General features: G+C 39.4%; 11 protein-coding genes. 2 read left to right on the forward strand and 9 right to left on the reverse strand.

The window, feature by feature from the left end:
* The 4 genes from HS960_RS15450 to gyrB all read right to left on the reverse strand — a co-directional run bounded on the left by HS960_RS15450 (position 1) and on the right by gyrB (position 8,130).
* Positions 1-1,902 (reverse strand): RecQ family ATP-dependent DNA helicase, encoded by a 1,902-nt coding sequence (locus HS960_RS15450; RefSeq protein ID WP_153846560.1) that lies wholly within the window; start codon positions 1,900-1,902, stop codon positions 1-3.
* Positions 1,899-3,983: a ComEC/Rec2 family competence protein gene (locus HS960_RS15455; RefSeq protein ID WP_182329966.1), complete on the reverse strand. Its 2,085-nt coding sequence runs from the start codon at positions 3,981-3,983 to the stop codon at positions 1,899-1,901. The genes HS960_RS15450 and HS960_RS15455 overlap by 4 nt, the downstream gene beginning before the upstream one ends.
* Positions 3,980-5,959, reverse strand: coding sequence for a hypothetical protein (locus HS960_RS15460; protein ID WP_159731826.1), 1,980 nt, complete (start codon positions 5,957-5,959; stop codon positions 3,980-3,982). The genes HS960_RS15455 and HS960_RS15460 overlap by 4 nt, the downstream gene beginning before the upstream one ends.
* A gap of 212 nt (positions 5,960-6,171) precedes the next feature.
* The gene (gene gyrB / locus HS960_RS15465) at positions 6,172-8,130 is read right to left on the reverse strand and encodes a DNA topoisomerase (ATP-hydrolyzing) subunit B (protein WP_153846557.1); all 1,959 of its coding nucleotides are present in this window, start codon (positions 8,128-8,130) and stop codon (positions 6,172-6,174) included.
* Positions 8,131-8,321: 191 nt separating this feature from the next.
* On the opposite strand from gyrB, the gene HS960_RS15470 reads away from it, so the two are divergent.
* Both HS960_RS15470 and HS960_RS15475 read left to right on the forward strand, forming a co-directional pair.
* The gene (locus tag HS960_RS15470) at positions 8,322-8,939 is read left to right on the forward strand and encodes an OmpH family outer membrane protein (RefSeq protein ID WP_088160428.1); all 618 of its coding nucleotides are present in this window, start codon (positions 8,322-8,324) and stop codon (positions 8,937-8,939) included.
* 88 nt (positions 8,940-9,027) lie between these two features.
* Positions 9,028-9,933: a magnesium transporter CorA family protein gene (locus HS960_RS15475; RefSeq protein ID WP_153846556.1), complete on the forward strand. Its 906-nt coding sequence runs from the start codon at positions 9,028-9,030 to the stop codon at positions 9,931-9,933.
* On the opposite strand, the gene tsaB is transcribed toward HS960_RS15475, so the two are convergent.
* The 5 genes from tsaB to mscL form a co-directional block, all read right to left on the reverse strand.
* Positions 9,928-10,635, reverse strand: coding sequence for a tRNA (adenosine(37)-N6)-threonylcarbamoyltransferase complex dimerization subunit type 1 TsaB (gene tsaB / locus HS960_RS15480; protein WP_159731828.1), 708 nt, complete (start codon positions 10,633-10,635; stop codon positions 9,928-9,930). The two genes, HS960_RS15475 and tsaB, sit on opposite strands and share 6 nt — an antisense overlap.
* 14 nt (positions 10,636-10,649) lie before the next feature.
* Positions 10,650-10,904 carry a membrane protein insertion efficiency factor YidD gene (gene yidD, locus HS960_RS15485; RefSeq protein WP_159731830.1) on the reverse strand — a complete coding sequence of 85 codons (255 nt, stop codon included), beginning with the start codon at positions 10,902-10,904 and terminating at the stop codon, positions 10,650-10,652.
* A complete protein-coding gene (locus tag HS960_RS15490) occupies positions 10,867-11,283 on the reverse strand; it encodes a ribonuclease P protein component (RefSeq protein WP_159731832.1) in 417 nt (138 codons plus the stop codon). The genes yidD and HS960_RS15490 overlap by 38 nt, the downstream gene beginning before the upstream one ends.
* A gap of 60 nt (positions 11,284-11,343) precedes the next feature.
* Positions 11,344-11,502 carry a 50S ribosomal protein L34 gene (gene rpmH / locus HS960_RS15495; protein ID WP_075991291.1) on the reverse strand — a complete coding sequence of 53 codons (159 nt, stop codon included), beginning with the start codon at positions 11,500-11,502 and terminating at the stop codon, positions 11,344-11,346.
* A 240-nt stretch (positions 11,503-11,742) separates the two neighbouring features.
* Positions 11,743-12,150, reverse strand: a complete 408-nt coding sequence (gene mscL, locus HS960_RS15500) for a large-conductance mechanosensitive channel protein MscL (protein ID WP_046673978.1) — start codon at positions 12,148-12,150, stop codon at positions 11,743-11,745.
* Position 12,151: the final 1 nt, after the last annotated feature.

Consider the following 12,151-nt stretch of genomic DNA (forward strand, 5'->3'; position numbering starts at 1 on the left):
TTAAAACAAGGTATTCCAAGAATAGAGATTATCCTCCAAGCGAATTTTTTCGGCATCTAGGAGATCACGGATAATCTCTATTCTTTTCTTTTCTGTACCTATCGTCAAACTTGCCACCAAATCATGAATATTTTTTGCTCCAGCAAGCAAACTGTTTTTGATTTCTGCTTTTATATTTGCCCGCTGCTTTTCCTGATGATTGCGGATCAGACATAAATCGCATACTTCACAGAACCCCGCATTTTTCTCTCCAAAATATAACAACAGCGACTGACTACGGCAATTGCTATGTTCAATATAACCGATCATGCCATTGACTTCCTCTTCCTTCACCTGATGTCGATCACGAATAAAAATATGATCGATATGCAGGTGTTTGTAATCGACGCGGTTCTGCAAAAAGGTCAGTTGTGGCGCATCTGTAGAAGGCAGATAGCTCGCTATTTCCAATGTCTCCAACGATTTCAACAGCTCGACGACACGATCATAAGGCAGCCCTAACTTACGTGCAAATTCATATTCATTGATGAGGATATAGTTTTCAAATACACCTCCATAGCTGCGCAAAATAGCTTTAATGAGCTTATCATATTTTACATACTGCACCTGAACTTTATACAATTCGGCGCTATCAATTTCAAACTTAAAGCGTGAGGGTATTGTGACAGCTTCTGACAAAACCAACCAAGTGTCGCGCTCCAGAAACTTCAGCGCATTCATAACAGGAACCAATGGCAGTTGATATTTTTTGGCAAATGCAACAACATCAAAATCTACAGTCACTCCTTCTCCAGAACCATAGGGAATCTGAAAATGATTACAAAGGTAATGATAGGTCTGTTGAATAAATGGAATATCAGGAAAGCTAGCTTGCAAATTATCGACAAGCTTCTGCTCATCTGCCTTTTGATAAAGAATAACGGGATAGGCCTTCTTGCCATCTCTTCCTGCCCTACCGGCTTCTTGATAATAGGCCTCCAGCGAATCGGGCAAATCGAGATGAATCACAAACCGTACATCGGGTTTATCAATTCCCATCCCAAACGCATTTGTAGCTACAATAACGCGAACAACATTTGTCATCCATCCCTGCTGTTTCTGATCCCGTTCCTGCCCCGAAAGCCCAGCATGATAATAATCTGCTGAAATGCCGTTATTGACCAAAATACGGGCTATCTCCTGCGTTTCTCGCCGATTTCTGACATAGACAATACCGGATCCACCCAACTTATGTATAATCCGTACCATGCGCCCCATCTTATCCTCTTCTTCAATGGCCATATAAGCCAAATTGTCGCGGAGAAAGCTTTTGACAAATACATTTTCTTTCGGAAAATTCAGTTTCTGTTGTATATCGCTGATGACACGCTCAGTTGCGGTCGCTGTAAGAGCCAGAAAAGGAACCTTGGGATGCAGTTCCCGTAACTTAGCGAGTTCTAAATAGGGCGGTCTAAAATCATATCCCCATTGAGAAATACAATGCGCTTCGTCTATGGCAAACAGATTTACATTCATAAATCGTATGCGCTCCCTTACTATATCATTGTACAATCTTTCGGGAGAAAGATAGAGAAATTTTATTTGCCCATAGACGCAATTATCCAATGTAATATCCACCTCCCTCTTCCGCATTCCAGCATAAATTGCGACCGCTTGAATTCCATTTTTTTTCAAATGCTCAACCTGATCTTTCATCAATGCTATAAGCGGTGTAACGACAATACAAATCCCTTCTCGCATCAAGGCAGGTACTTGAAAACAAATCGACTTTCCACCGCCAGTCGGCAATAAAGCCAGTGTATCTTTACCTGAAATGACCGATTGAATAATTTCTTCCTGCAGGGGTCTAAATGAATCGAATCCCCAGTATTGCCTTAAGATTGATATACTATCTTGCGTCATAAGTTCTCCTTATCCCAAACATACGCAAAATTATCCTTCATGAGATAATTCTGTATCCCCAAACTATCTAACATACGTTGTATATGCCTGGATTTCTCCATCGAATTGGATCCATCCAGTATAACAAGTTTTGGTCTAATTTGCTTCAATAAATGGGGTAAACCATTTAGTAAATTTTTCCTGACAATAACGAGGTCAGCTTGTGGCATAGTTTCAACGGCATGGCACAGAATAGCGATATTACCCAAGGGGAGCGTAACAAGATAGTTTTTCCGCTCCCGACCATTCAAAGCTACAAACTGAACTTTTTCACTCGTCAATAATTGGATTTCTCTTCCACATGAATATTGCAAGCCTGAGGCTTGCAAAGAATCAAATGTACTGTAAACGATACCGCGCCCACCTTTGAAATACCCGATCGTCAACTCATGCTTCGTATTATAGACCCGAAACCGTTCTACATCTTTATTTTCTAAGCATTTTTGCGCAGTGATCAATAGTATTCCAATTGTACAGCATCCCCCTAACCAAACGTATTTTTTATCTTTCCATTGAAAAGCATATAAAAAAGAAAATAGTGCAAAATAGGTCAAAAATAGAAGCTCCAGCCCCATAGGTTCAACTTTTATTGTTGAAAAAGCCAAATGGTCAATAAATTTCAAACAGTATAAGATGAAAGCAATGAGATGCTCCAAAAGGAAACCCAATAAATCGTTAAGCCCCTGCATTGGATTGATTGTCATGATAAAACCAAGGTACATCACTAAGGTTGAAGGCAAATCGACTAATACATTGGCTATCAGAAAATAAGTTGGGAATTGACCAAAATAGTAAAGGCTCAGTGGCGTTGTCAGTATCTGCGCAGCAATAGAAACAGCCAATGCATCTCTCAAAAGTCGTAATATTGGTCTTTTGACCGGAAGGAATCCCTCGACAAGCGGCGAACATATCGTCATACCCAAAACGGCGAGAAAGGACAGCTGAAAACCCACATCAACAACAGCCCGGGGAACGACCAGCAAAATCAATAATGCGGCAATAATAAGCGAATTCAGTGTTGAAAAGCTTCGTTTAAAATGCTGTGCACACAGCACAAAACTAATCATAATAGCTGCCCGCGTAATGGGCGGATCAAGTCCTGCAATAAAAGCATATATCCAGATCATACTCCATAACAAAATTAGTGGCAGCCATCTGAGATAGGAAGGCCAGGCAATTCGCTTGAAAATAAGAGATAAAAAACCGAATAAAACAGCAACATGCATTCCCGATACACTTAACACATGTATCGTTCCTGTATTGGTGAACACCTGGATGCTTTCGGCACTGATATCGCTCCGAGAACCATATAATAAAGCTGACGCAATAGCAAAGTGCTCATCCCTTTTGATATGGGGACGAAGCTTAACCAAAAAATATCTCCTCGTTTGTAAAGCGAGCCCAGTTAATGAAAAAGCCGTTGTTTCTTTCCTGTTGATCAGCTTATACCGACCAAAGACTGCGAAAATTTCATGATAGATATGCTGTCTTTTCAAATACTGTCTGTAGTCAAATTCCATTGGATTGAATGGCGGAGCTATTTCCTTTACTTGACCTTTTAACCACAATAGATCACCAAACTGCAGTGAATTCTTCTGGCTAGATTTTAGCGATAACATTAGTCTACCTGTAGTTTCAACAAATTCACCTTTTTGGTAAGCTCCTACTACTTCTGCCGAAAAACGAATGATATCCCGCTTCATTTTTGGCTCTTCAATAATTTTGACTACATAACTATCCGTCATTATATGGGAAAAATGACTGATTGTAACCAAAGGGTCCTCGCGCCAAAATTGGAAAATTCCAAATAATACAACAGACACATAATACCCGTAGCTATAGCCATATCGGCGAATTCTTCCCTTTAATAAATAACAACAAAACGTTATCAAAACCAGCACAACCAATAACTGTTGAACGCATTGGAAAATATGGAGCGACATCGGCAATCCAGGTGCCAGAAGAAGCGTCACAAGATATGGAACAGCAAGCTTCAGCGTAGGAAGTCGCTCCAATCTTTGCAGAAAACTCAACTTTTTCATAACTGCCACCTCAACTGCACCTTAACCTCCGATTTTTTATTGCCCTCAATTTGATCCAGTCCAGTCCCAATACTCCCCCTTTCGGGATAGTAATAGATCGCATATTTGGCCCATACCTGAACATGGCGGCTTAACCGATACTGCAGATTTAAATACATTCTCCATCCCCTTGTATTGTACATTCCAAAACCAGATGCATATAATACATCCTGCTCATAAGCATAGATCCGATTATCATAACTTGCCGCATCGAAATACGCAACGCGTATATTCGACTGGAATTTTCCAGCGCTAGACTTCCAAAATATATCCTGATAACACATATATCCGAAACTATTTCCCTGATACTCTTTTTGGAATAAATTGGCTTCCACACGGGAGCGAATAGTCCATATTGAACTTAGGCGGTATTGAAATTCTACCCTGAACTGCTGTTTGCTGGTATTCACAAGCCCATTCTCGGTTTGTCCCTCTCCTTGGTAGTTAACTTGTTTCAATCGGTTGCGATAGCGCAACGAAAGTTGGCCTTTTTTGTACCACATGTAACTCAGCTGGCTAAAGAAATCAGCACCTGTAGATAGCGTATCAGCCTGATACTTTGCTCCCGGAAAACGAAATATATCGGCATAATTTGACCAGAGTAATTTTCTACCCAATTGATACGTTAGTCCCAAATAAGCCCCCTGCTCGTTGGAGGTGTTATCCGATTCACCAAATCCCTGTCCATAAAAAGTATGAAAATTCTTCTTATAGTCCCGAAGCAATATAACCGACGATAAACGTGGATGCAAACTTATGATAGATCCTGCTAACAGTGCTGAACCACCATCCATGCTGTTGGCATATTCGCCAAATAAATAAGCATTTCGAATTGTATAGTTTGCATATAGACTTATATTTCGTAAAAAATCACCTTCAAAGTCAGCTTCTTGCCGTATTGCCTTCCCTTTTATTTTGAAGACATTCAATTGCGTCTGATTGAAATGAACACCCATTTTGAACCGCTTATAGCGCCACAATAGATTCAATCCATAGGCCAGTTGAGATGCGGCATGACGGTATTGCTGTTCGGTTGCAGTTCGATGCAAGCCTGAGCTTGCAATCGTTGAAATCGTAGGCGGAGAAGTTGTACGGTCAACTTTTCCATCAATGGATTGGTAGGAGAAATAAGGTGTAATTTCAACCTGCCTAATCTGTAATGTTCCTGCAATGCCACGCATAAAATTAGCCTCATTTAATGACGTATATGACTTTACACCGATCCCTTGTCTTGCAGTATGCTGTACCAATCCCCCTTTTCCAAAATTCAAACCGTTCCACATACTGAGTCCCTGGCCAAATTGCAAAGCATAATCGCCGATCACGATATTCTTGAAACGGCCTAAAGACTTTATCGATATACTTAGGCTATAGAAATCAAATCCCATTTTTTGTCTGTCTCTAAAAAATGGTTCTCCGGCATCTTTCTCCATGTTAAGCGCGAGATGAATCGCATCATTCAATTGGGCTCGATATCTTATCGCATAGCGATTCGCATCGCCGAGATAATGGGATCTCGCCGTATCCATTATACGATAGCCTTTTGCTTTTTCGAGTGCCCGGGCGTATCGTATTATAAATTCCTGTTTAAAATTTCTCGATTTCAGAGTTTCAAGGGGAGACCCGGCGCCTACACTTACGAAAGGTAACAGCAAACTGATTATCGGTTCATTAAATCCTTCAATGGACTGTAATTCGAGTGCGTTGATAAAATCTCCTGAAATGGCCCTATGGTCCAGTAGGCGTCCGATCAATAAAGGATTTAAAAATTGTAATTCAGAGAGCTCTCTGCCATCAGTCTTATTGAGATCGATGGGGTGTTTGAGATAATAATACCACTTTTCAGTCAATTCGCTCAAATCAGCATCCTCAGGAAGTTCTTCCGATAAGCTTTCAAATAAATCTTGGAGATCGATTTTTTCATTTGTTTGCGCCATACAGGTTAGTCCAATAAAACAACCTATAAAGAGCAAAATTTTGCTACAATATTTCATAATAGGTTTTAATTAATATTGGCTAAATGCTAGGCGATGAACCTTTTTCCCGGCAGAAAGCGGTTCACTGGTATGAAATTAGGAAATATAAAAGAATAAAAAAAGCCTGATGAAAAATTTCATCAGGCTTTTTTATTCTTTTATGATCAGATCAATTAAATATCAATTTTAGCATAGCGTGCATTTTTCTCGATAAATTCACGACGCGGAGCAACTTCATCACCCATCAACATCGAGAAGATACGGTCACATTCCGCAGCGTTTTCAATCGTCACCTGTCTTAAAGTACGCGTTTCAGGGTTCATGGTTGTATCCCATAACTGTTCAGCATTCATCTCTCCAAGACCTTTATACCGTTGTACGTGTACGCTATCCTCTTTACCTGATCCTTTCAAACGTTGAATCGCATTGATACGTTGGTCTTCATTCCAAGCGTACTCATGCTCTTTTCCTTTTTTCACTAAGTATAGCGGCGGTGTAGCGATATATACATATCCTCTCTCGATCAGTTCCTTCATGTATCTGAAATAGAACGTCAAGATCAATGTTGTAATGTGGGACCCATCCACATCGGCATCGGTCATGATGATGATGCGGTGATAACGTAATTTTTCAATATTCAGTGCCTTAGCATCTTCGGCAGTACCTACACTCACCCCCAAAGCTGTAAACATATTTTTGATCTCCTCATTTTCGTAGATCTTATGTTCCATCGCTTTTTCGACGTTCAGAATCTTACCTCGTAAAGGCATGATTGCTTGATACTTTCTATCACGACCAGACTTGGCAGTACCACCCGCAGAATCCCCCTCGACAAAATAGATCTCACATTTCGTAGGATCGTTGTCTTGACAGTCGGCTAATTTACCTGGAAGTCCAGAGCCACCCATAACGGTTTTACGTTGGACCAAATCACGGGCTTTACGTGCAGCAGCACGTGCTTGAGCTGCAATGACAACCTTTTGAACAATAGATTTTGCTTCGCGTGGATTCTCTTCCAGATAAACACCTAAGATCTCACCAACAGCAACATCTACAGCCCCCATCACCTCAGAGTTACCTAATTTAGTTTTGGTTTGTCCCTCAAATTGAGGTTCTGCAACCTTCACCGAAATTACGGCTGTCAATCCTTCACGGAAGTCATCGCCAGTAATTTCCACTTTCAAGTTTTTAAGCAAACCAGACTTGTCCGCATACGCTTTCAAGGTACGTGTCAAACCACGACGGAATCCTGCAACGTGAGCGCCACCTTCAATCGTATTGATGTTATTCACATATGAATGGACATTCTCCGAATACGTATCGTTATATTGTAAAGCCAGTTCAACAGGGATACCTTGTTTTACGCCTTCAACATAGATAGGTTCAGGAATCAACGACTGACGGTTACCATCTAAAAATTTCACAAACTCTTTCAGACCACCTTCCGAATAGAATGTTTCTTTCTTTTCAGAACCGTCCTCATTTGTATCACGCTCATCATTCAAGGTCAAGTTTACACCTTTATTTAAAAATGCAAGCTCACGAAGACGATTTGCCAATGTATCGTAATTATAAACCGTAGTCTGCGTGAAAATCGTCGCATCTGGATGGAACGTTACAATAGTACCCGTCTTATCCGAAACACCAACTTCTTTCACATCATACAAGGGCTTACCAATTTGGTACTCCTGCTGATAGATCTTTCCATCACGATGAACCTCGGCCTTCAAAAGGGTAGACAGCGCATTCACACAGGAAACCCCAACACCATGCAGACCACCAGAAACCTTGTATGTATCTTTATCAAATTTACCTCCGGCGTGCAATACTGTCATTACAAGCTCTAAGGCTGATTTATTCTCTTTTTTGTTGATCCCTGTAGGAATACCCCGACCGTTATCGCGAACAGAAATAGAGTTATCTTTATGGATAGTAACAAAGATATCTGTACAATATCCCGCTACAGCTTCATCGATTGAATTATCAACAACCTCGTATACCAAATGGTGCAATCCTTTTACACCGGTGTCACCGATATACATGGATGGACGCTTACGAACCGCCTCTAAACCCTCTAATACCTGAATATTATCGGCCGAATAGGTGGATGCATTCTTATTTTCTTCGCTCATTGAAAACCTCTTAAATGTAATATTCAAAAATACGAAATTTTGGCCGATTTATCAAGTCCGTGAACAAGTATTGCACCTATATTCCGAATTATAATACACAGGATAATTTTACTTTTTTATTACTAAAAACTAGAATTTCGATTTTTTTATGTTAGGTTTGTTTTCAGTAATAATTTGCAAATAACAAAAAAATGAACACTATATTTTCAATTGTATCGAAAGTTTCCTTTGGCCTTTTATTGGTTGGAACTATTGCATCATGTAACCAAGGTGCAAAAACAACAAACGAACCTGCAAAAAATGATTCCAATACCGTAAGCAAGGAGAGCCAGGGAAGTAACAAAGATAAAATCGTCTATTTAAACTCGGATTCACTTTCTGAAAAATATCAATATTTTAAGGACATTAAATCGAAGCTTGAAAACAAAGTAAAGAAAGCACAAACGGATCTGCAATCTAAAAGTACTGCATTCCAACGTGAAGTTGCCGAATATCAAAAAAATGCAGCTACAATGTCTGCTCCTGATCGACAAGCTACTGAACAAAAACTAGCGCGTAAACAAGATGAGCTTGCACGTTTAGACCAAACAGCTTCTTCCTCTATTGCAAAAGACGAGTCTGAAGAGTTCAACAATGTTTATAATAAAATTACCGAATTCCTGAAAAAACATGCTGCAGAAAATGGCTACAAACTGGTGCTTACCTATTCAAAAAGCAACCCAACTGTATTGTATGCTGACCCATCTTTGGAAATCACTAATGAAGTAATCAAACAGTTAAACGAAGAATATAAATCTTCAAACAAATAGAAGATCATAATAATTTAGGAAAGCCATCGACTCCGTTGATGGCTTTTTTTATTTTCTTTCTTATCTTGTCCTTACTAAAATTAGATTTATGGTCAGAACGATTGTTGAAAAGGAAATCGCAAACTACGAATGGATAGATATAGCTGAGCCAACCTCAGAAGACTTCACCTTCATTAAAGAGCGCTTCAATTTGAATGAAGCTTCGATCAAGGATTCCAAAGAACCAGAACATCTACCGAAAATTGAAGAATTTGAGAATTATACCTTTGTTATTCTTCGTGTCATGTCGGACAATTTCAAGGAAAATTCAGACAGCATCGGAGAAATCACCGACCGCCTGACCATCTTCTACGGAAGCGATTTTGTGATTACTGTACACAAACGTCGTATTGAATTTTTAGAAAAACTTAAGAACATTGAATTTACGTCCATCAAGACAAAAAACAGCCGTAAACTGGCTGTATTTATCACGACTGCAGCTGTATTTACCTTTAGCCAAACGTTAGAGCAACTTTCAACACGCATCGATGCATACGAAGAATTGATTTTTCTGAAACGCATGAAGCAACAGCCAATACTGAAAAATCTCTATTTTATAAAAAGGCAGATTGATGTTGCACGAAAGGTCATCTTTCTCTACAAGGAGGTTGTTGAGCATTTTCATTCATCCTCCAAAAAGGATGTGTACACCCGGGATTTAAAAGATCTGCAGGTCCGGACATCAACCTTGTACGAAAACTTATCGGAAAATGTAGCACAGCTGCTTAATGTGTATTTCAACATCTCGTCTAATCACACCAATGAGATTATGCGTATCCTGACAATTTTCTCCGTATTTTTTATGCCAATCACTTTTGTGGCAGGAATTTATGGAATGAATTTCAAAAATATGCCCGAATTAGAATGGTACTATGGATATCCGGTAGCCATGGGGATCATGGTCGCCATATCCCTTGCGATTTATTTGTGGTTCAAAAGAAAAGGCTGGCTATAATAAGCCAACCTTTTTCTTTGCCGTGGTAACCACAAAATCTTTAAGATAGAATGGCTCGAAATAAGCGACATCCTCAAACTCTCTGCGCTGAAATTTATCAAAAGCCAACGTCGATAGAAAAGCCGCGGAAACATTAAATCCGCTCAGCACATCCACGTGATCCGTTGTGCTGAACAAATCTTCGAATTTATCGGCTCCCGAACCAAACAAATGGACACGATGGTAGTTCAGCAATAATTCATTGAAATAATCAACATCGATGATCTCTGCAGATGTTGCTCTCACCAACGTAGCATCATGATTATAAACTGCTGTATAGACTTCCATCCGACGGGCATCGAGCATAGGAAGATAAGCTTCATCTTCTGTTAAACCGAATTGCCCTTTATACCCTAAAAACAACGCTTCTAACGTATTAATAGCGATTAAAGGTATATCTAAGGCATAACAAAGACCTTTGGCCGTAGATACCCCTATACGCAAGCCAGTATACGAGCCAGGCCCCATACTCACCGCAACAGCGCTCAAATCCTGCATCTTTCGGCCTGTCTGTTTGAGAATTTCCTCAATCAAAATAGTCAATTTAGCCGCATGAGCATTCTGTTCATCGAGATCGATAACTTGCAACGTTTGACCATTTTCACTCAAGGCAACCGAACATACAGTGGTTGACGTATCAATTTGTAAAATTAAATTATTCATCGTCGTTATAGAAATCAAGGTACAGGATCATGCCCATGGCCACCCCAAGGGTTGCAACGCCCAATTCGTTTCAAAGCCATCCAGCCACCTTTAAAAGGACCATATTTCAGAATAGCTTCCTTACCATACTGAGAACAGGTAGGCGTATATCTACAATTGGCGCCTAAAAATGGTGAGATAAAAACTTGATAGAAACGAATAATAGCCAAGAAAATAAAACTAAACAAGGGTCTAATCCCCTTTTTCCAAATAAGCTTCAGCACATTCATTCTGCAATTTTTTCAGCATTTTATTCATTGCGGTGCTAAACACATCATACGCTAAGATCTGCTTGCCTACATATTGAATAGCTAAATACAAAGTTACATTATGTTTCAACAAAAACGGAATCAAATCATTCGATTTTTGTAAACGGTAACTTTCACGCATCATTCGCTTAATTGAATTGCGATCAACTGCTCTTTTGAACCTACGTTTGGATACGGAAATGATAGACTGACTGGAGGGAATATCGTCAGTCAAGTTGTTTTTCTCGAAGATAAAAACAACTCTAAACGGATACAAGACAAAAGAAGAACCGCTTTTAAAAAGCGCATCAATACGCCTTTTCGCACATAACCGTTCTTCTTTTGTAAATGTATTTCTCATACGATGACTTAATCTTATTAGAAAAAGTTCTTATAAGCGGCCACCGATCCTTGTCAAAGATTAACCTTTGTGACGGTATTCGTCAGACACTGTAAGACGTTTTCTACCTTTAGCTCTACGTGAAGCTAATACTCTTCTACCGTTTGCAGAGCTCATACGCTCTCTAAAACCGTGTTTGTTTCTTCTCTTTCTTTGCGATGGCTGAAATGTTCTTTTCATGACGCTATTATGCTAATTTGTTCTTACTTCAATTAATACAAAACTCCCCAAGAGGAATGCAAAAGTAAAGTTTATTTTAGACAAAAACAAACAATATTACGAACATTTAAAGTTAATGTGACGCGGACAAGCTAATTTATTCAGCTACAGCTTCAAAAAACATTTTTTCAATTACCACAAAATAAAAAAACAGCACAGTTCGACTGTGCTGTTTTTTATAAATAAAGTATATACCTTACACTATTTATTTTTCAGAATATCCCTGATCTCAGTCAAAAGCGTTTCTTCTTTGGTTGGTGCTGCAGGTGCCGCCGGAGCTGCCTCCTCTTTACGTTTCAATGAATTTAAAGCCTTAATAACACAAAAAATACAGAATGCTACAATTAAAAATTGAATAACCACATTAATAAAGTTTCCATAATTAATAGATACTTCAGCTTGTTTAGTAGCTTCATCAGCAGCCTTCAAGATCAATTTTTTGGAGGAAAAATCAACACCACCTGTTAAATAACCAATGGGTGGCATGATAATATCATCAACCAATGAGGTGACAATTTTACCAAAAGCTCCACCAATGACAACACCGACAGCTAGATCTACTACGCTACCGCGCATTGCAAACTCTTTAAACTCTTTTAAAAATCCCATA

Origin of the sequence: Sphingobacterium paramultivorum (assembly GCF_014109745.1) — a bacterium.
GTDB lineage: Bacteria > Bacteroidota > Bacteroidia > Sphingobacteriales > Sphingobacteriaceae > Sphingobacterium > Sphingobacterium paramultivorum.